Origin of the sequence: Microbacterium sp. UNCCL10, from assembly GCF_000746195.1 — a bacterium.
Classification (GTDB): Bacteria; Actinomycetota; Actinomycetes; order Actinomycetales; family Microbacteriaceae; genus Microbacterium; species Microbacterium saccharophilum.
Genome location: NZ_JQKT01000007.1, coordinates 1,313,420 through 1,336,786, shown reverse-complemented (window position 1 = coordinate 1,336,786; position 23,367 = coordinate 1,313,420). Strand labels below are relative to the sequence as shown.

At 71.8% G+C, this 23,367-nt stretch carries 29 protein-coding genes; 18 read left to right on the top strand and 11 right to left on the bottom strand.

Going from position 1 to position 23,367, the window contains the following annotated elements:
- Nucleotides 1-6 precede the first annotated feature (6 nt).
- From sufC to BR85_RS06580, 10 genes are all read left to right on the top strand, one after another.
- Complete coding sequence (gene sufC, locus BR85_RS06620) at nucleotides 7-786, top strand: Fe-S cluster assembly ATPase SufC (RefSeq protein ID WP_028495821.1); 780 nt, start codon at nucleotides 7-9, stop codon at nucleotides 784-786.
- A gap of 9 nt (nucleotides 787-795) precedes the next feature.
- Nucleotides 796-1,125: a metal-sulfur cluster assembly factor gene (locus BR85_RS06615; protein ID WP_028495820.1), complete on the top strand. Its 330-nt coding sequence runs from the start codon at nucleotides 796-798 to the stop codon at nucleotides 1,123-1,125.
- A 22-nt stretch (nucleotides 1,126-1,147) separates the two neighbouring features.
- The gene (locus BR85_RS06610) at nucleotides 1,148-2,308 is read left to right on the top strand and encodes a MalY/PatB family protein (RefSeq protein WP_028495819.1); all 1,161 of its coding nucleotides are present in this window, start codon (nucleotides 1,148-1,150) and stop codon (nucleotides 2,306-2,308) included.
- Complete coding sequence (locus BR85_RS06605) at nucleotides 2,305-3,438, top strand: MFS transporter (RefSeq protein ID WP_231478583.1); 1,134 nt, start codon at nucleotides 2,305-2,307, stop codon at nucleotides 3,436-3,438. Before BR85_RS06610 ends, BR85_RS06605 begins: the two co-directional genes overlap by 4 nt.
- Before the next feature lie 111 nt (nucleotides 3,439-3,549).
- Nucleotides 3,550-3,702 (top strand): hypothetical protein, encoded by a 153-nt coding sequence (locus BR85_RS15655; protein WP_231478582.1) that lies wholly within the window; start codon nucleotides 3,550-3,552, stop codon nucleotides 3,700-3,702.
- 45 nt (nucleotides 3,703-3,747) lie between these two features.
- Nucleotides 3,748-4,692 carry a siderophore-interacting protein gene (locus BR85_RS06600; protein ID WP_028495818.1) on the top strand — a complete coding sequence of 315 codons (945 nt, stop codon included), beginning with the start codon at nucleotides 3,748-3,750 and terminating at the stop codon, nucleotides 4,690-4,692.
- Complete coding sequence (locus BR85_RS06595; RefSeq protein WP_028495817.1) at nucleotides 4,689-5,699, top strand: FecCD family ABC transporter permease; 1,011 nt, start codon at nucleotides 4,689-4,691, stop codon at nucleotides 5,697-5,699. Before BR85_RS06600 ends, BR85_RS06595 begins: the two co-directional genes overlap by 4 nt.
- A complete protein-coding gene (locus BR85_RS06590; protein ID WP_231478581.1) occupies nucleotides 5,696-6,715 on the top strand; it encodes a FecCD family ABC transporter permease in 1,020 nt (339 codons plus the stop codon). The genes BR85_RS06595 and BR85_RS06590 overlap by 4 nt, the downstream gene beginning before the upstream one ends.
- Complete coding sequence (locus BR85_RS06585; RefSeq protein WP_036272305.1) at nucleotides 6,712-7,536, top strand: ABC transporter ATP-binding protein; 825 nt, start codon at nucleotides 6,712-6,714, stop codon at nucleotides 7,534-7,536. Before BR85_RS06590 ends, BR85_RS06585 begins: the two co-directional genes overlap by 4 nt.
- A gap of 23 nt (nucleotides 7,537-7,559) precedes the next feature.
- On the top strand, nucleotides 7,560-8,591 hold the full coding sequence (locus BR85_RS06580; protein ID WP_028495814.1) for an ABC transporter substrate-binding protein: 1,032 nt from the start codon (nucleotides 7,560-7,562) through the stop codon (nucleotides 8,589-8,591).
- Nucleotides 8,592-8,675: 84 nt separating this feature from the next.
- Here BR85_RS06580 and BR85_RS06575 read toward each other — a convergent pair whose 3' ends face one another.
- Nucleotides 8,676-9,311 (bottom strand): biotin transporter BioY, encoded by a 636-nt coding sequence (locus BR85_RS06575; RefSeq protein ID WP_028495813.1) that lies wholly within the window; start codon nucleotides 9,309-9,311, stop codon nucleotides 8,676-8,678.
- A 144-nt stretch (nucleotides 9,312-9,455) separates the two neighbouring features.
- Here BR85_RS06575 and BR85_RS06570 point away from each other — a divergent pair, with 144 nt between their 5' ends.
- On the top strand, nucleotides 9,456-11,054 hold the full coding sequence (locus BR85_RS06570; RefSeq protein WP_028495812.1) for an ABC-F family ATP-binding cassette domain-containing protein: 1,599 nt from the start codon (nucleotides 9,456-9,458) through the stop codon (nucleotides 11,052-11,054).
- Nucleotides 11,055-11,089: 35 nt separating this feature from the next.
- Here BR85_RS06570 and BR85_RS06565 read toward each other — a convergent pair whose 3' ends face one another.
- The 4 genes from BR85_RS06565 to BR85_RS06550 form a co-directional block, all read right to left on the bottom strand.
- Complete coding sequence (locus BR85_RS06565) at nucleotides 11,090-11,908, bottom strand: SURF1 family cytochrome oxidase biogenesis protein (protein ID WP_028495811.1); 819 nt, start codon at nucleotides 11,906-11,908, stop codon at nucleotides 11,090-11,092.
- A complete protein-coding gene (locus tag BR85_RS06560; RefSeq protein ID WP_028495810.1) occupies nucleotides 11,905-12,108 on the bottom strand; it encodes a hypothetical protein in 204 nt (67 codons plus the stop codon). The genes BR85_RS06565 and BR85_RS06560 overlap by 4 nt, the downstream gene beginning before the upstream one ends.
- Before the next feature lie 10 nt (nucleotides 12,109-12,118).
- Entirely contained in the window at nucleotides 12,119-12,466 is a 348-nt protein-coding gene (locus tag BR85_RS06555; RefSeq protein WP_028495809.1) for a DUF3099 domain-containing protein, read from the bottom strand.
- 61 nt (nucleotides 12,467-12,527) lie between these two features.
- Nucleotides 12,528-12,977 (bottom strand): DUF4190 domain-containing protein, encoded by a 450-nt coding sequence (locus BR85_RS06550; protein WP_231478578.1) that lies wholly within the window; start codon nucleotides 12,975-12,977, stop codon nucleotides 12,528-12,530.
- 108 nt (nucleotides 12,978-13,085) lie between these two features.
- On the opposite strand from BR85_RS06550, the gene fabG reads away from it, so the two are divergent.
- Nucleotides 13,086-13,796, top strand: coding sequence for a 3-oxoacyl-ACP reductase FabG (gene fabG, locus BR85_RS06545; protein WP_028495807.1), 711 nt, complete (start codon nucleotides 13,086-13,088; stop codon nucleotides 13,794-13,796).
- A gap of 15 nt (nucleotides 13,797-13,811) precedes the next feature.
- Here the strand turns inward: fabG and BR85_RS06540 are convergent, their stop codons facing one another.
- From BR85_RS06540 to glgC, 3 genes are read right to left on the bottom strand one after another with little or no spacing between them, the layout of a single operon-like run.
- Nucleotides 13,812-14,519, bottom strand: a complete 708-nt coding sequence (locus BR85_RS06540) for an alpha/beta fold hydrolase (RefSeq protein ID WP_028495806.1) — start codon at nucleotides 14,517-14,519, stop codon at nucleotides 13,812-13,814.
- Between the two features lie 31 nt (nucleotides 14,520-14,550).
- Nucleotides 14,551-15,186 carry a phosphoserine phosphatase SerB gene (gene serB, locus BR85_RS06535; protein WP_028495805.1) on the bottom strand — a complete coding sequence of 212 codons (636 nt, stop codon included), beginning with the start codon at nucleotides 15,184-15,186 and terminating at the stop codon, nucleotides 14,551-14,553.
- Nucleotides 15,187-15,211: 25 nt separating this feature from the next.
- Nucleotides 15,212-16,456 carry a glucose-1-phosphate adenylyltransferase gene (glgC, locus tag BR85_RS06530; RefSeq protein WP_028495804.1) on the bottom strand — a complete coding sequence of 415 codons (1,245 nt, stop codon included), beginning with the start codon at nucleotides 16,454-16,456 and terminating at the stop codon, nucleotides 15,212-15,214.
- Between the two features lie 46 nt (nucleotides 16,457-16,502).
- On the opposite strand from glgC, the gene glgA reads away from it, so the two are divergent.
- The 4 genes from glgA to BR85_RS06510 all read left to right on the top strand — a co-directional run bounded on the left by glgA (nucleotide 16,503) and on the right by BR85_RS06510 (nucleotide 19,400).
- Nucleotides 16,503-17,696: a glycogen synthase gene (gene glgA / locus BR85_RS06525; protein WP_028495803.1), complete on the top strand. Its 1,194-nt coding sequence runs from the start codon at nucleotides 16,503-16,505 to the stop codon at nucleotides 17,694-17,696.
- 10 nt (nucleotides 17,697-17,706) lie between these two features.
- A complete protein-coding gene (locus tag BR85_RS06520) occupies nucleotides 17,707-18,492 on the top strand; it encodes an ABC transporter ATP-binding protein (RefSeq protein ID WP_028495802.1) in 786 nt (261 codons plus the stop codon).
- 86 nt (nucleotides 18,493-18,578) lie between these two features.
- On the top strand, nucleotides 18,579-18,830 hold the full coding sequence (locus BR85_RS06515; protein WP_028495801.1) for a type B 50S ribosomal protein L31: 252 nt from the start codon (nucleotides 18,579-18,581) through the stop codon (nucleotides 18,828-18,830).
- A 69-nt stretch (nucleotides 18,831-18,899) separates the two neighbouring features.
- Complete coding sequence (locus BR85_RS06510; RefSeq protein WP_028495800.1) at nucleotides 18,900-19,400, top strand: hypothetical protein; 501 nt, start codon at nucleotides 18,900-18,902, stop codon at nucleotides 19,398-19,400.
- A 160-nt stretch (nucleotides 19,401-19,560) separates the two neighbouring features.
- On the opposite strand, the gene BR85_RS06505 is transcribed toward BR85_RS06510, so the two are convergent.
- Complete coding sequence (locus tag BR85_RS06505) at nucleotides 19,561-20,328, bottom strand: exonuclease domain-containing protein (RefSeq protein ID WP_081782678.1); 768 nt, start codon at nucleotides 20,326-20,328, stop codon at nucleotides 19,561-19,563.
- Nucleotides 20,329-20,393: 65 nt separating this feature from the next.
- On the opposite strand from BR85_RS06505, the gene BR85_RS06500 reads away from it, so the two are divergent.
- Nucleotides 20,394-21,293, top strand: a complete 900-nt coding sequence (locus BR85_RS06500; protein ID WP_028495798.1) for an alpha/beta fold hydrolase — start codon at nucleotides 20,394-20,396, stop codon at nucleotides 21,291-21,293.
- Here BR85_RS06500 and BR85_RS06495 read toward each other — a convergent pair.
- Nucleotides 21,253-21,813: a CGNR zinc finger domain-containing protein gene (locus BR85_RS06495; RefSeq protein WP_028495797.1), complete on the bottom strand. Its 561-nt coding sequence runs from the start codon at nucleotides 21,811-21,813 to the stop codon at nucleotides 21,253-21,255. The genes BR85_RS06500 and BR85_RS06495 overlap by 41 nt on opposite strands.
- Before the next feature lie 75 nt (nucleotides 21,814-21,888).
- Here BR85_RS06495 and BR85_RS06490 point away from each other — a divergent pair, with 75 nt between their 5' ends.
- Entirely contained in the window at nucleotides 21,889-22,935 is a 1,047-nt protein-coding gene (locus BR85_RS06490; protein ID WP_231478577.1) for an EamA family transporter, read from the top strand.
- Here the strand turns inward: BR85_RS06490 and BR85_RS06485 are convergent.
- A complete protein-coding gene (locus BR85_RS06485; RefSeq protein WP_028495795.1) occupies nucleotides 22,883-23,356 on the bottom strand; it encodes an Lrp/AsnC family transcriptional regulator in 474 nt (157 codons plus the stop codon). The genes BR85_RS06490 and BR85_RS06485 overlap by 53 nt on opposite strands.
- Nucleotides 23,357-23,367: the final 11 nt, after the last annotated feature.

The window sequence follows — 23,367 nt, the reverse complement described above, 5'->3', positions numbered from 1 at the left end:
TCAGCAATGTCTGTTCTCGAGATCCGCGACCTGCATGTGACGGTCGAGACGGATGCCGGTGAGACGCCGATCCTCAACGGCGTGACCCTCACGGTGCGCACCGGTGAGACCCATGCCATCATGGGCCCCAACGGCTCCGGCAAGTCGACGCTGGCGTACACGATCGCCGGTCACCCGAAGTACACCGTGACCTCCGGCACCATCACCCTCGACGGTGAGGACGTGCTGGCGATGACGGTCGACGAGCGCGCCCGCGCGGGGCTCTTCCTCGCGATGCAGTACCCCGTCGAGATCCCCGGTGTCACGGTCACCAACTTCCTCCGTACCGCCAAGACTGCGATCGACGGCGAGGCCCCGGCCATCCGCACGTGGACGAAGGACGTCAAGGGTGCGATGAAGAATCTGCGGATGGACCCGAAGTTCGCGCAGCGCAACGTCAACGAGGGCTTCTCCGGCGGGGAGAAGAAGCGCCACGAGATCCTCCAGCTCGAGCTCCTCAAGCCCGCGCTCGCGATCCTCGACGAGACCGACTCCGGGCTCGACGTGGACGCGCTGAAGATCGTCTCCGAGGGTGTGAACCGCGCCAAGGAGAGCACCGACCTCGGCGTCCTGCTCATCACGCACTACACCCGCATCCTCCGCTACATCACCCCCGACTACGTGCACGTCATGGTGAACGGCCGGATCGCGGAGGAAGGCGGCCCGGAGCTGGCCGACCGGCTCGAGGACGAGGGCTACGACCGGTACCTCCCCGTCGCCGAGCCCGCCGTCGAGGTCGAGAGCTAGGATCCCCTCATGACCGCGACCCTCACCCCCGAGAAGTACGACGAGGTCACCGAAGCGCTCAAGGACGTCATGGACCCCGAGCTCGGGATCAACGTCGTCGACCTGGGCCTCATCTACGACCTCTCCTGGGATGAGGAGAACGACGCCCTCGTCATCCACATGACGCTCACCTCCGCCGGCTGCCCGCTGACCGATGTGCTCGAGGAGCAGACGGCGCAGGCACTGGACGAGGTCGTCGCGCAGTTCCGCATCAACTGGGTGTGGATGCCGCCGTGGGGCCCGGAACGGATCACCGACGACGGCCGCGACATGATGCGCGCCCTCGGCTTCGCCATCTGACGGGCGCCGGTAGGCTCGGGGCGTGAGTGTCAGCCCCCTCGAAGCCCTGCCCCTGGACGAGCTGCGTCAGCGGTCGAGCACGAAGTGGCGGTCCTACCCGGGAGACGTCATCCCGATGTTCGTCGCGGAGACCGACTTCGCTCTCGCGCCGGCCATCGCGCGGACCCTCACGGAGGCCGTGACCCGCGGCGACACCGGCTACACGCCGCCGGACCCCGGTCTGCGAGGCGCGTTCACGGCGTTCGCGGCCCGGCGCTACGGCTGGGAGATGGAGCCGACCCGGATCCGCTCGACCGGCGACGTCATGATGGGCGTCGTCGAGCTGCTCCGTGCCACCATCCGGCCCGGCGACCGGGTCGTCATCGCGCCGCCGGTCTACCCGCCCTTCTCGATGTGCATCCCGGAGGCGGGGGGCGTCGTCGAAGAAGTGCCGCTGCGGGACACCGGCGATGCCTGGGAGCTCGACCTGCGGGGGATCGAGGCGGCCCTCGCCGGCGGCGCGCGCGCGGTCCTGCTGTGCAACCCGCACAACCCGACCGGCACCGTCCACTCCCGCGAGACCCTCGCCGCGCTCGCGGACCTCGCGAAGAGGTTCGGCGCCGTCGTCATCAGCGACGAGATCCACGCACCGCTCGTGTATCCCGGCGGCACCTTCACGCCCTTCCTCGCGGCGTCGGCGACCGCCGCGGAGGTCGGATACGCCGTCACGAGCGCCTCGAAGGCGTACAACCTCGCCGGCCTGAAGTGCGCGCTCATGATCAGCGCCTCCGAGAGGACGGCGGCCGTCGTCAACGGGCTCTGGCCGGAGGTCGAGTGGCGCACCGGGCTCTTCGGCGCCCTCGCCGGGGTCGCGGCCTTCTCGCCCGAGTCGGATGCCTGGCTCGATGCGCAGATGGCCGCCCTGGACGTCAACCGCCGTCTCCTGGCCGACCTCCTCGCCGAGCATCTCCCGCGCGCCCGCTACCGGACACCGGATGCCGGGTACCTGGCCTGGATCGACGTCTCCGCGTACGGCTGGGGCGACGATCCGGCCCGCCGTATCCTCCGTGACGCGAAGGTCGCGCTGCACCACGGGCCGCTGTTCGGTCCGCAGGGCGTCGGGCACGTCCGGCTGAACTTCGGGTGCGCGCCCGAGGTGCTCACGGAGGCGGTGCGACGGATCGGGGCGCTGGCCCGCACGTGAGCGACGCGCGCACAGACCCCGGGACCGTCCCGGCCGGCGGCATCTGGCATCCGCGCTACGTGTGGGTGACGATCGGCGCGGTCGCGATGATCTTCCTCGCCGCTACGCAGTCCCTCGCCGTCACGACCGTCATGCCGCTCGTCAGTGCCGACCTCGACGGCGCGGCGCTGTACGCCGTCGCCTTCTCCGGCACGCTGGCGACGAGCGTCATCGGGATGGTCGCCGTCGGGGCGTGGTGCGACCGTGCCGGCCCCGTCCTCCCGCTCACCACGTCGGTCGTGCTCTTCGTCGCCGGGCTCGTCGTCGCGGGCGCCGCACCGACCATGGAGGTGCTCGTCGCGGGGCGCCTCCTGCAGGGGCTCGGCACCGGCGGGCAGACCGTCGCGCTCTACGTCGTCGTGGCGCGCGTGTATCCGGCCGCCTTGCACGGCCGCGTGTTCGCGGCCTTCTCCGCCGCCTGGGTGGTGCCCTCGATCGTGGGCCCGTTCCTGGCCGGCGCCGTCGCGGAGTACCTGCACTGGCGCTGGGTGTTCCTGGGCGTCGCGGGGCTCACCGTCGTGGCCTTCGCGCTCGTCCTGGCCCGCCTGCACGACCGCCCGCTCGGCACCGACCACCCGGCCGCCGATCCGGTGGCGGCGCGGCTCGGCTGGGCCAGCGTCGTCGCGATCGGCGCGCTCGCGCTGAGCCTCGCGGGGGAGGCCGGCGCCTTCGCCCCGGTGCTGGTCGTGGCATCCCTCGTCGTCATCGCCGTCGCCATCCGCCCGCTGGTGCCGGCGGGGACCCTGCGTCTGCGCGGCGGGCTCCCGAGCGTCGTCGCGATGCGCGCCCTCATCGCGGGGGCATTGTTCGGCGCGGAGATCTACGTCCCGTACCTGCTCATGGACGAGTACGCCTTCTCCGCGACCTGGGCCGGGCTCGCCCTCACGGTCGCCGCACTCCTGTGGGCGGCCGGCTCCGACGTACAGGGCCGCTACGGCGACCGGATCGGCAGCACCCGGATCTCGCTCATCGGCACGGCGCAGCTGGTCGGCGCGACCGCGATCGCTGCGCTCACCGCCTGGCTGCATCTGCCGCCGGTCATCCTCATCGCCGGGTGGGCGCTCGCAGGCGGCGGGATGGGCCTCATGTAACCCCGACTCACGGTCCTGACCCTCGCGTACTCCACCCCGCAGAACCAGGGCTTCAACTCCTCCGCCCTGTCGATCTCCGACTCGGTGGGCGCATCGGCGACCATCGCGGCGATGGGCCTCACCTTCACGGCGCTCGCCGGGACGGGCGCCGGGTTCCCCGTCGTGTTCCTCATCGCGACGGCCCTCGCGCTGCTCGGGCTCGTGCCGGGGCTGCGGCTGGACCGCAGTCCCCGCGCGGACGCGGGTGCCGGCCCCGCCGCCTGACGCACCGATTTGGATGCCAGGGAGAGGCAAGGCTACCCTAACCATGTGAGCATCTCCGAGGACGTCCGCACGCGCCCCGCCTACCGTCCGTACGCCGCGACGGTCGCCGAGGTGCAGCGGCTGTCGCCGCACTTCACGCGTGTCGTCTTCACGGGTGAGGAGTTCGACCTCTTCGGGACGGCTGGTCTCGACCAGCGCATCAAGCTCATCCTCCCGCTGCCGGACGGCACCCTCAGCGACATCGGCCAGCACGACGCCGACGTCATCGATGCGGGAGAGTGGTACAGCCTCTGGCGCGCCATGCCGCTCGCGACCCGGGGCCCGCTGCGCACCTACACCGTCCGTCGCATCGACCCCGTCGCGCGCCGCCTCACCGTCGACTTCGTCGTCCACCACGATGCGGGACCGGCCGGGAGCTGGGCGGAGCAGGCCGCCCCCGGGCAGGGGATCGTCATCGTCGGACCCGATCAGCGGAGCGAGAACCGCCGGCAGGGTCTGGACTGGCACCCCGGGACCGCGCGCCGCGTCGTGCTCGCCGGGGACGAGACCGCCGCGCCGGCGATCTGCGCGATCCTCGAGGCGCTCGACGCCTCCTACGAGGTCGACGCCTTCATCGAGGTTCCCACCGTCGCCGATCACCTTGACCTCGCGGTGCCCGACACGTTCCGCGTGTCATGGCTGCCGCGCGCGGATCGCCCGCACGGCGCCGCCCTGACCGAGGCGCTCACCGCGTGGAGCGCGACGGCGGGCGACGTCCTCGCCCGCGCCGCCGCGCCGCGCCGCCAGGAGCTCGCCGACATCGACGTCGACCACGACCTGCTGTGGGACAGCCCGGAGGATTCCGAGGGCGAGTTCTACGCGTGGATCGCCGGCGAGGCGGCCACCGTCAAGGGCCTGCGCCGGCACCTCGTGCAGGGGTGCGGCGTGGACCGCAAGCGCGTCGCCTTCATGGGGTACTGGAGACTCGGCCAGTCCGAGCGGCAGGAATGAGCACGGCGCGCGATCGGCGCGGACGGCTGCTGCTCACCGGCGCGATCGCCCTGCTGGCCGTCATGATCGTCGTGAGCCTCATGATCGGGGCGCGCTCGGTCGCCCCCGGCATCGTGATCGACGCCCTGCTGCGCCCCGACCTGTCACTGGCCGACCACTCCATCATCCTCATACAGCGGGTGCCGCGGACCGTCATCGGCGTGCTCGCCGGCGCCGCGCTGGCTCTCGCCGGCACCCTCATGCAGGGCCTCACCCGCAATCCGCTCGCCGACCCGGGTCTCCTGGGGGTCAACGCCGGTGCCTCCGTCGCCGTCCTCGCCGCCATCACCCTGTTCGGCATCACGGCGCCGGCCGGGTTCGTCTGGTTCGCGTTCGGGGGCGCGGCGCTCGCCGCCGTCGCCGTCGCGCTCATCGGCACGCGGGGTCCGGACGGAGCGAACCCCGCGAAACTCGCGCTCACGGGGGCTGCCGTCACGGCCGGGCTCACCGCCGTCACGACGCTCATCCTCACGACCTCCATCACCGCGTTCGACGTGTTCCGCTACTGGCAGGTCGGCGGTCTCACGGCCCGGGGCCTGGACACCGTGGCCGTCGTCGTCCTCCCGATCCTCGTCGGCGCCGTCATCGCCTTCACCTCCGCGCGCGGGCTCGACCTCCTCGCCCTCGGCGAGGACACCGCCACCGGACTGGGGCACAGCGTCACGCGGACGCGCGTCCTCGGCATCATCGCGGCGGTGCTGCTGTGCGGCGCCGCGACGTCGATCGCCGGCCCGATCGTCTTCCTCGGGCTCCTCGTGCCGCACGCCCTCCGCGCCCTCATCGGCGGCGAGTACCGGTGGCTCCTCGCCATCGGGGCGCCGGCCGGGGCGATCGTGCTGCTCGCCGCGGACGTGCTGGGCCGCGTCATCGCGCCGCCGGGCGAGATCCAGGCCGGTCTCGTCGTGGCCTTCGTGGGCGCCCCCGTGCTCGTCTCCCTCGTGCTCCGCCGTGGGCGGGTGAGCCTGTGACCTCGTCCGTGCAGGAGATCCGCGCACGCGTCGGCCGCCGTCGCGGCGCGGTGCTCGCCGGCGTGCTGGCCGCCGTGCTCGTCGTGACGATCGTGTCTCTCTCGCTCGGCGACTACGCGATCGGGCCGGCGGAGCTGTGGCGGACGCTGCTCGGCGGCGGCGATCGCCTGCAGTCCTACGTCGTCTTCCAGGTGCGCGCGCCGCGCCTCGTCATGGCGCTCCTCGTCGGCGCCGCCCTCGGCGCCGCGGGCGCGCTCCTGCAGTCGCTGCTGCGGAACCCGCTGGCCAGCCCCGACCTGCTCGGCATCAGCGCCGGCTCCGGTGCGGCCGCCGTCTTCGGGATCCTCATCCTCGGTCTCACCGGGCCGCTCCTGGCCATCGCCGCGTTCGCCGGCGGCCTCGTCGTCGCGGCGTTCCTGCTCCTGGCCGGCAGCCGCCGCGCCGACGGCGGGTTCCGCCTCATCCTCGCCGGCGTGGGGGTCGCCTTCCTCTGCGTCGCCGTCACGAACTACCTGATGGTGCGCGCCAAGGTCGAGCTCGCCCAGGCGGCGCTCATCTGGCTCACCGGCAGCCTCGCCTCCACCCCCTGGTGGAATGTCGCGATCGTGGCCGGGGCCGTCCTCCTCGCCGTCCCCGCGGTCGTGGCGTGCGCCCGCTGGCTCCCGCTCACCCAGATGGGCGCGGCGACGGCGGCCTCCCTCGGTGTGCCGCCGTCGACCGTGCGGATCGTCGCGGTCCTCGCCGCCGTCCTCCTCACCTCGGTCACCTGCGCGTTCGTCGGGCCGATCGCCTTCATCGCGCTGTGCGCGCCCGCCATCGCGCGTCCCCTCCTCGGACACGGCGCCGTCGGGATCGGCACGAGCGCCGCCGTCGGCGCGTTCCTCCTGACCTCCGCCGATCTCGTCGCACAGTTCGCCCTGCCCGGCTACTCCCTCCCCGTGGGCGTCGTGACGGGCGCCATCGGCGCCGTCTTCCTCCTCTGGCTGCTCGCGACGTCGAAAGGACGACAGCTGTGACTCCCGACTCCGCCCCGCCGCGCCTGAGCGTGCGAGGACTCGCCGCGGGCTACCCCGGTCGCCGAGTGATCGAGGACCTCGACCTCGACATCGCGCCGGGCCGCATCACGATGATCATCGGCGCCAACGCGTGCGGGAAGTCGACGCTGCTGAACGTCCTCGCGCGCGTCAACGCACCGCTCGCGGGCGGCGTCGAACTCGACGGCACCGACGTCGCGAGCCTGTCGCGCCGGCGCTTCGCGCAGACCGTGGGGCTGCTTCCGCAGCATCCGACCGCGCCCGACGGCCTGACCGTCGCGGAGCTCGTCTCCCGTGGCCGGCACCCGCACCGCGGCGTCTTCCAGCGCTGGAGCGCAGCGGACACCGCCCGGGTGGACGACGCCATGGCGAAGACGGGCGTCGCACCCCTCGCCGACCGCGCGGTCGGCGACCTCTCCGGAGGTCAGCGCCAGCGCGTGTGGATCGCGATGGCCCTCGCGCAGGAGCCGCGCATCCTTCTGCTGGACGAGCCGACGACCTTCCTCGACCTCAGCCACCAGATCGAGGTCCTCGACCTCCTGCGGAGCCTCAACCGCAGCGACGGCACCACGATCGTCGTCGTCCTGCACGAGCTGAACCTCGCGGCGCGCTACGCCGACGAGCTCGTCGTCATGCAGGCAGGGCGGATCGTGGCGCACGGGGCCCCCGCCGACGTCCTGACCTCCGAGGTCGTCGCCCGCGCCTTCGACCTCGACGCCCTCGTCATCCCCGACCCGCTCACCTCCACCCCCCTCGTCATCCCCGTCCCCGGCGGCGCCCATGCCGCCGCGGACGAGGCCTGACGCGATTCGAAAGGAACGCACCCATGTCCGCACGCACCTCACGCCTCGGAGCGCTCGTCGCGCTCACCGTGGCCGGCGGCCTCGTCCTGTCCGGCTGCGCCGGGCAGACCGACCCGGCGTCCACGTCGGACGCCGCGACCGGCACCGCCGACGGGTTCCCGGTCACGTTCGAGCACATCTACGGCACCACCACGATCGAGTCCGCCCCCGAACGCGTCGCGACGTGGGGGTGGGGCGTGACGGACGCCGTACTGGCGCTGGGCATCGTCCCGGTGGCCGTGTCCTCCATGGACTACGGCGGGGGCGAGAACCGCATCACGCCGTGGGTCGAGGATGCCATCGCCGACCTCGGCGGGGAGGAGCCCGTCATCCTCGACAGCGCGACCTACGAGCTGTCGATCGAAGAGCTGCTGGCGACCGACCCCGACGTCCTCATCGCGTCCTACTCGGGTCTGACGCAGGAGGAGTACGACGCCGTCACGAACGCCGGTGTCCCGGTCGTGGCCCCCGAGGAGGCGCTCTGGTCCACTCCGTGGCGCGACGTGATCACCGACACCGGCAAGGCGCTCGGGATGGATGCCGAGGCGGAGGAGCTGCTCGCCGGCCTCGACCAGCAGGTGGCCGACGCCGCCGCCGCGCACCCGGAGTTCGCCGGCACGACCATCGCCTACGCGGCGGATGACGTGGACACGTTCTACCTCTACCTGCCGGCCGACCCGCGCGTGGAGATCCTGGAGGACCTCGGCTTCGTGACCGCCCCGTCGGTCACCGCCCTCGATGACGGCGCCGCCACGTTCTACACGACCGTCAGTGGCGAGAAGCTCGACCAGATCGACGCCGACGTCATCTTCACGCAGGTCGAGAGCGAGGACGCGCTGAACACGTTCCTGACGTCTGCTCGCACGCAGCTGATCCCCGCCGTCGCGAAGGGCGCCGTCGGCGCCATCGTCGGCGAGGAGAACGTCTCCGCCATCTCGCCCACCGCGCTGACCGTGCCGTGGATCCTGCCCGAGATCGTCGAGCAGCTCGCCGCCGCGACGGCCGCGAAGGGCTGAGTGCGGTCCCGGTGACACAGGAGAGCCCCGGCCGGAACGGCCGGGGCTCTCCCATTCCCGGATGCCTCCGCGGGAGGCATCCGCTCACTTCTTGGCGGCGTCGACCTTCCGCACGAGCGCCCAGGCGCCGGGGATGAGCAGCGCCGCGAGCGCCGCCTTCACGATTCCGCCGACGAGGAACGGGAACAGACCCGCATCCAGGATCCCGATGAAGGAGTAGTCCAGGCCCAGCACGACGTTGAGGATGAGCGCCATGTAGGGGATGCCGAAGAGGAACGGCACCGCGCTCGCGGCGGCGAACCCGAGGAAGGCGAGTGCGGGACGGCGGTCCCACGCGCGCTCGGCGAACCAGCCGGCCACGAAGGCCGACACGATGAACCCGATCACGAACCCGAAGCTCGGCTTCGCGACGGCGGCGAGCGACCCGGTGAAGTCCGCGAAGACGGGGAGGCCGGCGAGCCCGGCGAGCAGGTAGGTGATCAGGGCGGCGGCGCCGCGGCGTGCGCCGAGGGCGGCGCCCACGACCACGACGCCGAGCGTCTGGCCCGTGATCGGCACGGGCCACAGGGGGATGGAGACCTGGGCGAGCAGCGCCACGACGGCGGCGCCGGCGGTGACGAGGGCGGCGTCCAGGGCGAACGCGCGTGCCCGCGAGGACGGACGTGCGACGACGTCGGCGAGGACGCGGCGGGACGGGGGAGCGGCGGCGATGGCTGACATGGCTCTCAGCGTAGAGGCACGGGCGACTGGTCCTGGAACGCGCGCGTCATACCGTCATGCTCAGGCGACGTGCGGCATCCCGACCTATACTGGGAGGCTGGCCGTTCGGCCGCCCCCTCCACCCGCGATGAATGGACGTCTGCTGTGCTCGCCGTACACGATCTCGAGATCCGCGTAGGCGCTCGCACCCTCATGTCGGACGTGTCGTTCCGCGTCTCCGACGGCGACAAGATCGGGCTCGTCGGCCGCAACGGCGCCGGCAAGACGACGCTGACGAAGGTCCTGGCGGGCGACCTCATGCCTGCCGACGGCAAGGTGGAGCGCTCCGGCGAGCTCGGCTACCTCCCGCAGGACCCGCGCTCCGGCGACCCCGAGATGCTCGCCCGCACCCGCATCCTCGACGCGCGCGGCCTCGGCACGCTCGCGCTCGGCATGAGCGAGGCGTCGCTGGAGATGGGTTCCGACGACCCCGCGGTCGCGGCCCGCGCGATGCGTCGCTACGGCAACCTCACCGAGCGCTTCGAGGCGCTCGGCGGCTATGCGGCCGAGGCTGAGGCGGCATCCATCGCGCACAACCTGTCGCTGCCGGACCGCATCCTCGATCAGCCGCTGAAGACGCTCTCCGGCGGTCAGCGCCGGCGCATCGAACTCGCGCGCATCCTCTTCTCCGACGCGCAGACGATGATCCTCGACGAGCCGACGAACCACCTCGACGCGGACAGCGTCGTGTGGCTGCGCGAGTTCCTCAAGAACTACAAGGGCGGCCTCATCGTCATCAGCCACGACGTCGAACTCGTGGGCGAGACGGTGAACCGGGTGTTCTACCTGGATGCCATGCGCCAGGTCATCGACGTCTACAACATGAACTGGAAGAACTACCTGCGGCAGCGGGTGGCCGACGAGGAGCGCCGCAAGAAGGAGCGCGTCAACGTCGAGAAGAAGGCCACGGCCCTGCAGCTGCAGGCCGCGCGCTTCGGAGCGAAGGCGTCCAAGGCCGCCGCGGCGCACCAGATGGTCGCCCGCGCGGAGAAGATGCTGGCCGGGCTGGACGAGGTGCGTCAGGAGGACCGCGTCGCCAAGCTGCGGTTCCCGAAGCCCGCGCCCTGCGGCAAGACCCCGCTCATGGCCTCCGGCCTGTCGAAGTCGTACGGCTCGCTCGAGATCTTCACGGATGTCGACCTCGCGATCGACCGCGGCTCCAAGGTCGTGGTCCTCGGCCTGAACGGCGCTGGCAAGACGACGCTGCTGCGCATCCTCGCCGGCGTCGACAAGCCCGACACCGGCCAGCTCGAGCCCGGGCACGGCCTGAAGATCGGCTACTACGCCCAGGAGCACGAGAACCTGGATGTGAACCGCTCGGTCCTGGAGAACATGATGTCGGCTGCGCCGGACATCACCCAGGTCGAGGCGCGGAAGGTGCTCGGCTCGTTCCTCTTCACCGGCGACGACGTGCTCAAGCCCGCCGGCGTCCTCTCCGGTGGCGAGAAGACGCGCCTCTCCCTCGCCACCCTCGTCGTCTCCAGCGCCAACATGCTCCTCCTCGACGAGCCCACCAACAACCTCGACCCCGCGTCGCGCGAGGAGATCCTCGGGGCGCTCGCGCACTACGAGGGCGCCGTCGTCCTCGTCTCGCACGACGAGGGCGCCGTGCAGGCGCTGAACCCCGAGCGGGTGCTGATCCTGCCGGACGGCGTCGAGGACATCTGGGGTCGCGACTACATCGACCTCATTACCCTGGCGTGACGCGGTCCGGCACCCTGGCGTGACGCGGCGCGCGGTCAGCGCGCGGAGTCGAGCAGGGCGTCCTCTTCCTGCATGTCGCGGTCGCGGCGGCGCTCCGTCCGCGCGGCGCGTTCCTCGGCATCCTCGCGACGGTGCCGGCGCTCGGTGCGGATCATGTACCAGATGAAGACGAAGCCCATGATGGCGAAGAGGATCCACTGGATCGCATAGGACAGGTGGGGTCCGGGGTCTTCCGACGGCGGCTCCAGCGCGGACGGCGCGGTCGCCGGTGCCGGGTCCTCCGAGACGAGGAGGCCGTACGCGCTCGTGACGACGTCATCGCCCGGCATCGCGTCGGCGATGAGGGGGAGGTGGATGGTGGGCACCTGCCCCTCCGGCGCGGACCGGCCGGAGTTCGGCAGCGGTTCGCCGGGCTTCAGCCGTACCACGACCTCCGTCGTCCCGGTGGGTGCCGCCGGGACCTCGTCGGGCTCGGGCTGGTCGGCGCCCGGCGCGACCCAGCCGCGGTCGACGATGAAGACGCGGCCGTCGGCGGTGCGGAACGGCACGAGCACCTCGAACGCGCTCGTCCCGCCGTGCGCGCGGTTGCGGGCGAGCAGCTGGTCGTCCGGCAGGTATTCGCCCTGCAGGATGACGGGGCGCCATTGATCGTCCGGGTCGAGTTCGGCTCCGGCGGGGAGCAGCTCGGCGAGCGGCACGGGGTCGGCGTCGTAGTTGTCGGCGATGAGCCGCAGCTGGGTCGAGCGGCTGGCGTCGCGGGTGAACTGCCAGTTCGAGAGGAACCCGCACGCGATCGCGAACGCGACGGCGATGGCGACGTACCCCGACCATCGCAGCGCGGTCTGCCGGTTCACGAGGTCACCGCCTCATCGAGCGGGCGCACCTCGACCGGGAAGTCCCGGGTCGCGAGGAAGGAACGCAGGTAGTCGACGTGCTCGTCGCACGCCGTCCAGACCTTGCGGCGCTCCGGGCCATGGATGCGCGGATTCCGCCAGAGCACCTGCCAGTTCGCGCCCGCCCGGCAACCGGCGCGGGAGCAGATCGCCCCTGTCATGATTCGTCCGTCACGACTCGTCCGTGCGATCGGCTTCGCGGATGCGGATGACCGGCGGAGCGGCCGGCTCCGGCGCGGCGGGGGGTGCACCCGATTCGATCTGCCGCTCCGGCGGCACGAGCCGCGGCTCGTCCTGCCCCGAGCTGACGTTCGCGATCACGACGGCGAAGTACGGCAGGAAGATGGCGCCCGCGGCGAAGACCCAGGTGTACCAGGAGTACGGCGTCACCACGACCATGAGGATGAAGCACGTGAGACGCACCGCCATCATGGCGAAGTACTTCGTCATGCGGGTGTGGGCCTCGTCCCGCGGCGCGCGAGGGAGCGAAGTCGCCGATTGCGGCGTGTGCGGTTTCACGGTGTATCCCGACGTGTTCTGGTGCTTCCAGCGTACGCCTGCGCACCGGGCATGGCTCCGGTCAGGAGGTGGAGAAGCCGGTCGTCGAACCTGCCACGGCGATCAGACCGAAGAAGATGATGACGCCGATGACGACGAGCGCGAGTCCCGCCCAGCCGACGATGACGCCCGCGAGCGCCATGCCCCGGCCCTTCTCGCCGGTCTGCTTGATCTGGTTCAGCGCGATGTGGCCCATGATGGCGCCGGCGAGCGAACCGACGAACGGCAGGATCCAGATGAAGCCGGCGATCGAGGCGATCAAGGACACGATCGAGAGCGTGTTCGTCTTCTGCGCCGCCGCGTACCCGCCGTAGGCGTACGGGTTGGCCGTGCCCGGGTAGGCGGGCGGCTGGTAGGCGCCGGGCGCCGCGTATGGCGGGGTCTGGGCGGCCGGCGGGTAGGCCGGCGGAACGTAGGCCGGGGGCGCGGCGGGCGGCTGCGTGTTCTGGGGCTGCGGGGTGGGCTCGCTCACGGGACTGCTCCTTCTGACCGGGATCTCCAGCGTACCGGTGGGCGCTCACCTGCGCCGCGCGGCGCCGCGGATAGGCTGGTGCGGATTCACCACGAGCAGGGAGCAGCCATGTCCACGGATCGCGTCGTCCTCGTCACCGGCGGAAACCGCGGCATCGGCCGCGCCATCGCCGAGCGCTTCGTCGCCGCCGGATACCGGGTCGCCGTCACCGCCCGCTCCGGCGAGGGCCCCGAGGGGACGCTGACGGTCCGCGCCGATGTCACCGACGCAGCCGCCGTCGATGCGGCGTTCACCGAGGTGGAGCAGCAGCTCGGCCCCATCGGCATCGTGGTCGCGAACGCGGGCGTCACGAAGGACACCCTCCTGCTGCGGATGACCGAGGACGATTTCGACTCCGTCCTGGCCACGAACCTGGGCGGCACGTTCCGCGTCGTCAAGCGCGCCGCGAAAGGGATGCTGCGCGCCAAGTGGGGGCGCGTCATCCTCATCTCCAGCGTCGTCGGCCTGTACGGCTCGGCCGGACAGGTCAACTACTCCTCGTCCAAGAGCGGACTCGTCGGCTTCGCGCGATCGCTGACACGTGAGCTCGGCGGCCGCGGCATCACCGCCAACGTCGTCGCCCCGGGCTTCATCGAGACGGACATGACCGCGGAGCTGCCGGAGGCGACTCAGGCGGAGTACCGGAAGAACATCCCGGCGGGACGCTTCGCGACCGCCGACGAGGTCGCCGGGGTCGTCGCATGGCTCGCGTCGGATGACGCCGCGTACATCTCCGGCGCGGTCATCCCCGTCGACGGCGGCCTGGGCATGGGGCACTGAACCTGCATCGTCGCCTCATGGGGTGTCGTCGTCGCCGATCGCGGCGATGATCGCCTGCGCCAGCCGCTCCGGCTGCGTGAACTGCGGCCAGTGCGCCGTGCCGAGCTTGACGACCCGTGCGTTCGCGATGGCGCCGAACTCCGCACCGTACGCTCCCCACTCCGCGACCGCCTGACGGAACTCGTCCTCCGCCATCCCGCCCATCAGCAGGGTCACCGGGACGCCGAAGCGCCGATCGCCGGTCAGGGCGAGCGGATCGGTCGGCACTCGCGCGGGCACCGACCGGGTCCGCGGCGCCGTCGCGGCGCGGGTGGCCTCATCGATGTCCCACACGTCCTCGTCCTCGAAGAAGTCCCACCCCGGGAAGGGGATCACGCCGTCGACCACGGGGAACTCCGAGATCCCGGAGCCCGGCGGAGGCGGGACGGTGTCGACGAAGACGACCCGGTGGACGCGGTCGGGGCGGGCGTCGGCCGCGCCCCACGCGACGTTGCCGCCGCCGCTGTGACCGACGAGGACCACGGGGCCCGGCAGCGCGTCGATCTCCGCGACGACCGCCGCCACCCAGTCCGCGATGCCGATGCCGTCGCTGTCCGCGGCGGAGTCCCCCACGCCGGGGAGGGTGAGGGCGTGCGGGGAATGGCCGGCCGCGCGCAGGGAAGGGGAGACGTCGTCCCAGGATGATGCGTCGAGCCAGAGACCGGGGATCAGCAGGATGTCCATGACGGGACGTTACCGCCGACCGCCGACACCGTCAGGGCAGGAGCGGGATGACCTCGGCGAGGTCCACGCGTTCGATGACGAGGTCTGCCTGCGCGCGCACGGCGGGCTTGGCGTTGAAGGCCAGCCCGAGGCCCGCGGCGGCCATCATCCGCAGGTCGTTCGCGCCGTCGCCGATCGCGATCGTCCGGGCCAGGGGCACGCCGTACGCCGCGGCCCATCCCCGCAGCGCCGCTGCCTTGCCCTCGGCATCCACGATCCCGCCGTCCACGACGCCGGTGAGGGCGCCGTCCTCGGCGACCAGCCGGTTGGCGCGCCACACGTCGACGCCCAGCGACGGCGCGACGGTGTCGAGCACCTCGTGGAACCCGCCCGACACGACGGCAGCGACGCCGCCGCGCGCGTGGATCGCCTCGATCAGCGGCACGACGCCGGGTGTCGGTTCGACGCGGGCGAGGACCCGCGCGAACGCGGCCACCGGGACGCCCGCCAGTGCCTCGACCCGAGAGCGCAGACTCGTGGCGAAATCGACCTCGCCCCGCATCGCGGCCTCCGTCGCGAGCGCCACTTCGGCGCCGCGGCCGGCCTCGTCGGCGATCAGCTCGATGACCTCGTTGCGGATGAGCGTGGAATCGGCGTCGAACACGACGAGGAAGCGGGCGTCAGGCACCCCACCACGCTAGCGCGGCGCTCGCTCAGCCCGTGACGTGGACGTTCTTGCCGACGACGGTGATGCCGCTGTCGGTCACCGTGAACCCGCGGGCGAGGTCGCGCGCGCGGTCGACGCCGACGGTCGCACCGGCATCGAGCACGACGTTCTTGTCGAGGATCGCCCGGTGGACGCGGGCGCCGGCGCCCACGTTGACGTGCTCGAAGAGCACCGAGTCGGTGATGGTCGACCCGCCTCCGGCGAGCGTCCACGGCCCGACGACGCTGCGTTCGAGGTGCGTCCCGGATAGCACGGAGCCGAGCGAGACGATCGAGTCGATCGCGTTGCCGATCCGGCCGACGCCGTCCCGCACGAACTTCGCCGGCGGCGAGTTGACGGACTGCGAGTGGATCGGCCAGTCGGTGTTGTACAGGTTGAAGATCGGCAGCGTCGAGATGAGGTCCATGTGGGCGTCGAAGAACGAGTCGATCGTCCCCACATCCCGCCAGTAGTCGCGGTCGCGATCGGTGGACCCCGGGACGTCGTTGCGCTGGAAGTCGTACACGGCGGCCTCGCCGCGGTTCACGAAGTAGGGGACGATGTCCCCGCCCATGTCGTGGTTCGACGTCGGCAGCTCGCCGTCGGCCTCGACGGCCTCGATGAGCGCGTCGGTGTCGAAGATGTAGTTGCCCATCGAGGCGAGCACCTCGTGCGGGCTGTCCGAGAGTCCCGTCGGGTTCTGCGGCTTCTCCAGGAATTCGCGGATCGTCAGGTTGTCCGCAGGATCCAGATCGATCACGCCGAACTGGTCGGCGAGGGCGATGGGCTGCCGGATGCCGGCCACGGTGGCGCGCGCGCCGGAGGCGATGTGCGCGTCGATCATCTGCTGGAAGTCCATGCGGTAGACATGGTCGGCGCCGATCACCGCGACGATGTCGGGCTTCTCGTCGTGGATGAGGTTCAACGACTGCAGGATCGCGTCGGCCGAACCGGCGAACCAGCGCTTCCCCAGCCGCTGCTGCGCCGGGACGGAGGTGACGTAGGAGTTCAGCAGCGCCGACATCCGCCAGGTCTGCGACACGTGCCGGTCGAGGCTGTGCGACTTGTACTGCGTCAGCACGACGATCTGCTGCAGCCCCGAGTTCACGAGGTTGGAGATCGCGAAGTCGATCAGCCGGTACTGGCCGCCGAAGGGCACGGCGGGTTTCGCGCGGTCCGTGGTCAAGGGCATGAGTCGCTTGCCCTCGCCCCCGGCGAGGATGATTCCGAAGACCTTCGGCGCTGCGGGCATGCCCCCACCCTAGGCCCGGGTTCGCGCTCTGTACTAGTTTCGACACATGCGCGTCGACATCGTCACGAAGGAGTACCCGCCCGAGGTGTACGGGGGAGCGGGAGTCCACGTGACGGAGCTCGTGAAGGCGCTCCGCACCGCCATCGACGTCGAGGTGCGGGCCTTCGGCGCCGACCGCGACGAGCCCGGGACCACCTCCTACGGGGTGCCGGCGGAGCTGTCCGCAGCGAACGCCGCGATCCAGACGCTCGGCACCGACCTGGAGATCGTCGGCGATGTCGCCGGCGCCGAGGTCGTGCACAGCCACACCTGGTACGCGAACTTCGCGGGGCACGTCGCGTCGCTGCTGCACGGCATCCCGCACGTCGTCACCGCGCACTCGCTCGAGCCGCTGCGGCCGTGGAAGGCGGAGCAGCTGGGCGGCGGGTACGCCGTGTCCAGCTACATCGAGAAGACCGCCTACGAGGGTGCCGCGGCCGTCGTGGCCGTCAGCGAGGGCATGCGGCAGGACATCCTCCGCAGCTATCCGGCGCTGGACCCCGCGAAGGTCCGGGTCATCTACAACGGCATCGACGTCGAGTCCTGGCGGCCCGTGTCCGACGACGCGCTGCTGGCGCAGTACGGCATCGACCCGTCCCGTCCCTCCGTCGTGTTCGTCGGCCGGATCACGCGGCAGAAGGGCCTGCCGTACTTCCTGCGCGCCGCCGAGCGCCTTCCGCAGGAGGTGCAGGTCGTCCTGTGCGCCGGCGCCCCGGACACCCCGCAGATCATGGCCGAGGTGCAGGAGCTCGTCCGCGGCCTGCAGCAGACGCGCGAGGGCGTCGTGTGGATCGACGACTTCCTCCAGCGCGACCAGCTGTGCGCCATCCTCACCGCCGCGACGACGTTCGTCTGCCCGTCGGTCTACGAGCCGCTCGGGATCGTGAACCTCGAGGCGATGGCCTGCGGCGCCGCGGTCGTGGGCACCGCGACCGGCGGCATCCCCGAGGTCGTCGTCGACGGCGTGACGGGTCGTCTCGTGCCCATCGAGCAGGTGCAGGACGGCACCGGGACGCCCCTGGATCCGGAGCGGTTCGTCGCCGACCTGGCCGCGACGCTCACCGAGGTCGTCTCCGACCCCGAACGCGCGCGCGCCTACGGCGCCGCGGGGCGGGAGCGCGCCGCGCAGGAGTTCAGCTGGGCCGCGATCGCGGACGCCACGGCCGCGCTGTATCGCGAGGTGACCGCCGCCGGCCGATAGGCTGGACGGCATGCCCCAGGTCCTCGATTTCGCCGACGTCGTCGTCCGCCGCAACGCCCGTAACATCGTCGATCACGTGACCTGGACCGTCTCCGACGACCAGCGCTGGGTCGTGCTCGGACCCAACGGGGCCGGCAAGACGACGATCCTGCAGCTTGCCGCGACCCTCATCCACCCGACCTCCGGCGCCGTCACGATCCTCGACGAGCGGCTCGGCCGCACCGACGTCTTCGAGCTGCGGCCCCGCATCGGCTTCGCCTCGTCGGCGATGGCCAAGCGCATCCCGCCGGAGGAGACGGTGCTCGATGTCGTCCTCACGGCCGCGTTCTCGGTGCTCGGCCGCTGGAACGAGGACTACGAGACGATCGACGAGCGCCGGGCGCGCCGCGTGCTGGCCGAGTGGAAGCTCGAGCACCTCGCCGAGCGCACGTTCGGGACACTGTCCGACGGCGAGCAGAAGCGCGTGCAGATCGCCCGCTCGGTCATGACCGACCCGGAGCTGCTGCTCCTCGACGAGCCGGCTGCCAGCCTCGACCTCGGCGCCCGCGAGGAGCTGCTCGGCCTCCTCGGCGGCTACGCGCAGGCCCCCACCACGCCCGCCATGATCATGGTGACCCACCACGTCGAGGAGGTGCCGGTCGGCTTCACGCACGCCCTGCTCCTGCGCGACGGCGCGATCGTCGCCGCCGGGCCCATCGCCGAGACGCTCACGGGGGAGAACCTCACCGCGACGTTCGGCGTGGAGATCGCGCTCTCCGAGGACGGCGGACGCTTCGCCGCGCGCGCGGCATCCTGAACCTGATAGAATCTCTCTTTGGTGCGTTCGCACCGCAGACTTTGACCGTCCTGGCCAAATCCAGGACACCCGGCTAGAGGACCATCATGAAGACTGACATCCACCCCGACTACCAGGCCGTCGTGTTCCGCGACCTGGGTTCCGGCGACACCTTCCTCACCCGTTCGACGGTGACCAGCGACAAGACCATCGAGCTCGACGGCGTGACCTACCCCGTCGTCGACGTCGAGATCTCGTCCGCGTCGCACCCGTTCTACACGGGCAAGCAGCGCATCATGGACTCCGCCGGCCGCGTCGAGAAGTTCAACCAGCGCTTCAAGAACTTCGGCTCCAAGTAAGCAGCCGTCCTCAAAGGCCCCGCTCCGGCGGGGCCTTCGTCGTGCCCGCGGTCCGTTAGCGTGGGCGGCATGGCCGTCCGTCGATCCGTGCTCCTCGTGCCTCTCCTCGCCCTGCTGGCGCTGACCGCCGGCTGCGCCGTGACGCTGGATGCCGCCCCGTCGGCGTCCGCGTCGCCGACCGCCGCCTGCCCGGAGCAGGACGGCGTGCCGCTCCCGGAAGGCTGCGCGGGCTACGATCCGGATGCCGCGATGGCCCAGAACGACATGTACCGGCAGCGCCTGGCGCTGGGGGCGGAGGCGCAGGCGGCGAACGAACGCCTCGTCGGGCCCATCACCCTCGCCCTCGAGGAGCTCCGCACGGCAGACGGGGGCTTCACCGAAGACGACGTGCGCGCCGCCCTGGCGGAGGCCGGAGCCGCGGCGATCCAGACCCGCACGGGGGCCGGCGACGTCCTGTTCGGGGCGGCGGGACCGGTCGGCGGCTGCGTCTACGGGGCCGTCGAGGCGGAGCGCGTCACCGTCGAGGTGGGCGGCATCATCATGGACGGCGGCTGCCTCCCGGCCCAGTGAGTGCGGGCGGCGGACGGCCGGGTTCAGTCGATCCGCCCGGTTCAGGCGGATTCGTGCCGGATCTGCCTGACTGCGGCGGAATGCCTGACTGCGGCTCGGAGCCCGACGACGGCCGGATGCGCGCCCGGCCGTGTGAGCGCGGGCGCCGGACGGCCGCCGGTCAGCGGATCGGCCAGCTGCCGTCCAGGGCGTCCTCGGCGTCGAGCCGGCCGATGCGGATGAAGTACTCCGTCAGGCTCTCCGCCTGCGCCCGGGCCCAGCCGATCTGCTGCGTGTGCAGCTCGTGCACGGTCGGCGGCAGCGCGAAGCGTGCGGCGAGGGCCTGCGCCACCCGTCCCGCGGCGATCGCGTCGGCCGCTGCATCGTGCGCGCCGTCCAGCGTCACGGCGTAGTGCGCCGCGACCACCTCCAGTGTCCGCTTGCCGCGGCGGTACCGGTCGTAGGTCTTGTCCAGGACGAGCGGGTCGATGACCGGTGCGGGATCGAGGATCGGCGGGATGCCGTGCCGGAGCGCCTCGTGCTTGAGCAGGGAGAAGTCGTACGGCGCGTTGTACGCGACGACGGGGATGCCGGCGTCCAGGAGCGCACGGAGGGCATCCACGATCTCCGCGACCACTGCGGCCGCCGGTCGTCCCTCCGCCCGTGCGCGCGCCGTCGTGATGCCGTGCACGGCGGTCGCGCCGGCCGGGATCTCCACGCCGGGATCGGCGAGCCAGCCGTGCGCGCGCACGACGCCGCCGTCGGCGTCGAGCAGCCCGACGTGCGCCGTCACGATCCGGTCGGTCGTGACGTCGACACCGGTCGTCTCCAGGTCGAAGACGCCGATCGCCTGCGCCCAGCCGGGAAGGGCGGGGGCGGGAGCCGGCGCCTGGTCCTGTTCCCACGCGTCGTCCCAGAGGGCGAGCGGCTCGGGCTGCCACATGTCCATGCTCCGACGCTAGGTCCTGACGCCGACACGGCGGGGGAGCCGCGCCGCACTCGTAGACTCGACGGGTGACCGCTCCGCACCCGTACGCCGATCTGCTCGCCGCGATCCCCGTGCGGCGGCGCGAGGTCGCGGTGCTCGGCGGGACCACGGCGTACTGGGTCTACGGCCCGGAGGACGCCGCCGTCACCGTCGTCGCGGTGCACGGCTTCCGCGGCGAGCATCACGGCCTCGAGCCGGTCGTCGCCCACCTCGACGGCATCCGCGTCATCTCACCCGATCTCCCGGGCTTCGGCGAGACCGCACCGGTCCCGGGCCGCCGGCACACGCTCGACCTCTACGCCGAATGGCTCACGGCCTTCGCGGCCGCCGTCGCCCCGGGCGCGGAGATCCTCGGGCACTCCTTCGGCTCCATCGTCGCCGCCGCCGCCGTGGCGCGTGGGCTGCCGACGCCGCGCGTCATCCTCGTGAACCCCATCGGCGCGCCCGCCCTGGAGGGTCCGCGCGGGATCCTCACGCGCCTCGCCGTCTTCTACTACTGGGCGGGCGCGCGCCTCCCGCGTCGCCTGGGTGAGGCGGTGCTGCGCAGCCGCCTCGTCGTGCGGATCATGAGCGTCTCGATGGCCAAGACGAGCGACCGCGCGCTGCGCGCCTTCATCCACGACCAGCACGACACGTACTTCTCCCGGTTCGCCGATCGCGACGTCCTGCACGACGCGTTCGTGGCGTCGGTGTCCAACGACGTGCGCGCCTTCGCGCCGGCGATCGCGCAGCCGACGCTGCTGATCGCCGCCGTGCGCGACGACATCACGCCCATCGAGGCGGAGCGGCACCTGCAGACGCTGTTCCCGCAGGCCGAGCTCGTCGAGATCGACGACGTCGGCCACCTCATCCACTACGAGACGCCGCGGGTCGCGGCATCCGCCGTCAGGCGCTTTCTCGCGCCTTCCGGCGGCGGTACGCGTTGACGTTCATGCGGTTTCCGCAGTTGCCGGTGTCGCAGTAGCGCTTCGAGCCGTTCTTCGAGTAGTCCACGTACACCGATCGGCAGTCGTCGGCGTCGCACACCCGCACCCGGTCGTACATGTCCGAGCGGATGACGTCGACGAACGCCATGGCCGCCTCCACGAGGATGCGCGTGGCGAGTGGGGCGCCCTCGTCGGTGGCGTGGATGTGCCAGTCGTACGAGTCGTGGATGACGAGCTGCGGCAGCGCCCGCCCGTCGCGGAGCATCGCGTTCACGAGCGGGACGGCACCCGCCCGGTCGGCCTGCCACAGGGCGTGCAGGCGGGGACGGATGCCGCGCAGAGCCGCGAGCTCCTCCGCGTCGCGGCGCATCGACCCCGTGTAGGGGAACTCGGTGAGGAACGCGGCCAGATCGGACTGATCGGCGAGGTGGTCGACGCCCTCGAAATCGGTCTCGGGGAGCGTGTTCACGAGGGCGGTCGCGGCTCGGAGGGACAATTCCGTGTCACGGATGAAAACCATCTTGACTCCTGACGCTCGCGGGCAGTACCGTCACCAGTGTAAACACAGTTCACCCCTGACAGTCGAGGACCGACGGTGACCCAGACGGCAGCCCTGCCCCTCATCCCCGCCCCGGGCGCGCCCGCGGGCGCCGTCTCCGTCGCCACCTTGGTCACCACGGCGCCGGACCGCCGGGCGAGCGGCATCGTCCTCGCCGTCGTCTCGGCCCTCGCGTTCTCCTCCAGCGGGCCGCTGGTCAAACCCCTCCTGGAAGCGGGGTGGTCGTTGTCGGCCGCGCTGATCGTGCGGATGGGCCTCGCGGGGCTCATCCTCTCGCCCATGCTGGTCCGGGTCGTCCTGCGGGAGCGGTCCTTCCTGCGGCGGCACTGGCCGTCGCTCCTCGCCTTCGGGCTCATCCCCGTCGCGGGCTGCCAGCTGCTGTTCTTCTCCGCGATGCAGCGGATGCCGGTGGCCGTGGCGCTGCTCATCCAGTACCTCGCGCCGGTGTTCCTCGTCGCCTTCGTATGGCTGCGGACGCGGCGCGCGCCCTCCGCCCTGGTCCTCGCCGGATCCGCCGTCGCGGTCGTGGGGCTCGTGCTCGTCGTCGACGTCGTGGGGGCGCGGTTCGATCTCCTCGGCACCCTGTTCGCGCTCGCGGCGGCGATCTGCGTGTGCGTCTACTTCGTCATGTCCGAGCGCACCGGCGACGACCTGCCGCCGCTCGCCCTCGCCTCCGGAGGGCTGCTCGTGGGGGCGGTGTTCATGGCGGTGCTCGCCGTCACCGGCATCCTGCCCTTCGCCGCTCCCGCCGTCACGGTCGCCTTCCACGGCGTCGCGCTGCCCGGCATCGTCCCCCTGCTGTTCGTCGGCGCCGTCGGGACGACCCTCGGCTACGCGCTCGGCGTCGTCGCCGTTCCGCGCGTCGGATCGCGCCTGGCGTCCTTCATCGGCCTGTCCGAGGTGCTCTTCGCGCTCGCCTTCGCGTGGCTGCTGCTCGGGGAGGCGCCCGCGCCGATCCAGTTCGCCGGCGGTGCGCTCATCCTCGTCGGCGTCGTGCTCGTGCGGATGGATGCCGGGGGGGGGGGGGGGGTCAGCGCTCCCGTCGAGCCTCTTCCAGCAGGGGCCGCACCCGATAGCCGATGACCTCGCCCATGACGAGCGAGGTCTCGGTGCGCTCGACGCCCTCGATCGCGAGGATGCGGGCGTCGACATCGAACAGGTGCTGTGTGTCGCGGGCGGCGACGCGGACCAGCAGATCGACCTGACCGCTGAGGCCGTGCGCCTGCAGCACCTCGGGGATGAGGGCGAGCTCCGTCGTGATCCGCGGGAGGTGGGCCTGGTGCACCGTGACGCTCAGCATGGCCTCGATGGGGAAGCCGAGCTCGGCCGGCGCCATGGCGCGCTCGAAGGAGAGGAACACGCCGGAGCGGTCGAGCTTGGCCATGCGCGCCTGCACCGTGTTGCGCGAGAGCCCGAGGCGCTCGCTGAGCGCGACCACGGTGGCCCGGTGGTCATCGGCGAGCGCGTTCAGCAGCTCCAGATCGACGTGGTCCAAAGATCCCATAGTGCGAAACA

What these genes read in the sequence shown, in the direction of transcription:
- sufC (WP_028495821.1), top strand. Translation starts at nt 7, where the DNA reads ATGTCTGTTCTCGAGATCCGCGACCTGCATGTGACGGTCGAGACGGAT.
- BR85_RS06615 (WP_028495820.1), top strand. Translation starts at nt 796, where the DNA reads ATGACCGCGACCCTCACCCCCGAGAAGTACGACGAGGTCACCGAAGCG.
- BR85_RS15655 (WP_231478582.1), top strand. Translation starts at nt 3,550, where the DNA reads ATGGGCCTCACCTTCACGGCGCTCGCCGGGACGGGCGCCGGGTTCCCC.
- BR85_RS06595 (WP_028495817.1), top strand. Translation starts at nt 4,689, where the DNA reads ATGAGCACGGCGCGCGATCGGCGCGGACGGCTGCTGCTCACCGGCGCG.
- BR85_RS06580 (WP_028495814.1), top strand. Translation starts at nt 7,560, where the DNA reads ATGTCCGCACGCACCTCACGCCTCGGAGCGCTCGTCGCGCTCACCGTG.
- BR85_RS06575 (WP_028495813.1), bottom strand. Translation starts at nt 9,311, where the DNA reads ATGTCAGCCATCGCCGCCGCTCCCCCGTCCCGCCGCGTCCTCGCCGAC.
- BR85_RS06560 (WP_028495810.1), bottom strand. Translation starts at nt 12,108, where the DNA reads ATGACAGGGGCGATCTGCTCCCGCGCCGGTTGCCGGGCGGGCGCGAAC.
- fabG (WP_028495807.1), top strand. Translation starts at nt 13,086, where the DNA reads ATGTCCACGGATCGCGTCGTCCTCGTCACCGGCGGAAACCGCGGCATC.
- BR85_RS06540 (WP_028495806.1), bottom strand. Translation starts at nt 14,519, where the DNA reads ATGGACATCCTGCTGATCCCCGGTCTCTGGCTCGACGCATCATCCTGG.
- glgC (WP_028495804.1), bottom strand. Translation starts at nt 16,456, where the DNA reads ATGCCCGCAGCGCCGAAGGTCTTCGGAATCATCCTCGCCGGGGGCGAG.
- glgA (WP_028495803.1), top strand. Translation starts at nt 16,503, where the DNA reads ATGCGCGTCGACATCGTCACGAAGGAGTACCCGCCCGAGGTGTACGGG.
- BR85_RS06520 (WP_028495802.1), top strand. Translation starts at nt 17,707, where the DNA reads ATGCCCCAGGTCCTCGATTTCGCCGACGTCGTCGTCCGCCGCAACGCC.
- BR85_RS06515 (WP_028495801.1), top strand. Translation starts at nt 18,579, where the DNA reads ATGAAGACTGACATCCACCCCGACTACCAGGCCGTCGTGTTCCGCGAC.
- BR85_RS06510 (WP_028495800.1), top strand. Translation starts at nt 18,900, where the DNA reads ATGGCCGTCCGTCGATCCGTGCTCCTCGTGCCTCTCCTCGCCCTGCTG.
- BR85_RS06505 (WP_081782678.1), bottom strand. Translation starts at nt 20,328, where the DNA reads ATGGACATGTGGCAGCCCGAGCCGCTCGCCCTCTGGGACGACGCGTGG.
- BR85_RS06495 (WP_028495797.1), bottom strand. Translation starts at nt 21,813, where the DNA reads ATGGTTTTCATCCGTGACACGGAATTGTCCCTCCGAGCCGCGACCGCC.
- BR85_RS06485 (WP_028495795.1), bottom strand. Translation starts at nt 23,356, where the DNA reads ATGGGATCTTTGGACCACGTCGATCTGGAGCTGCTGAACGCGCTCGCC.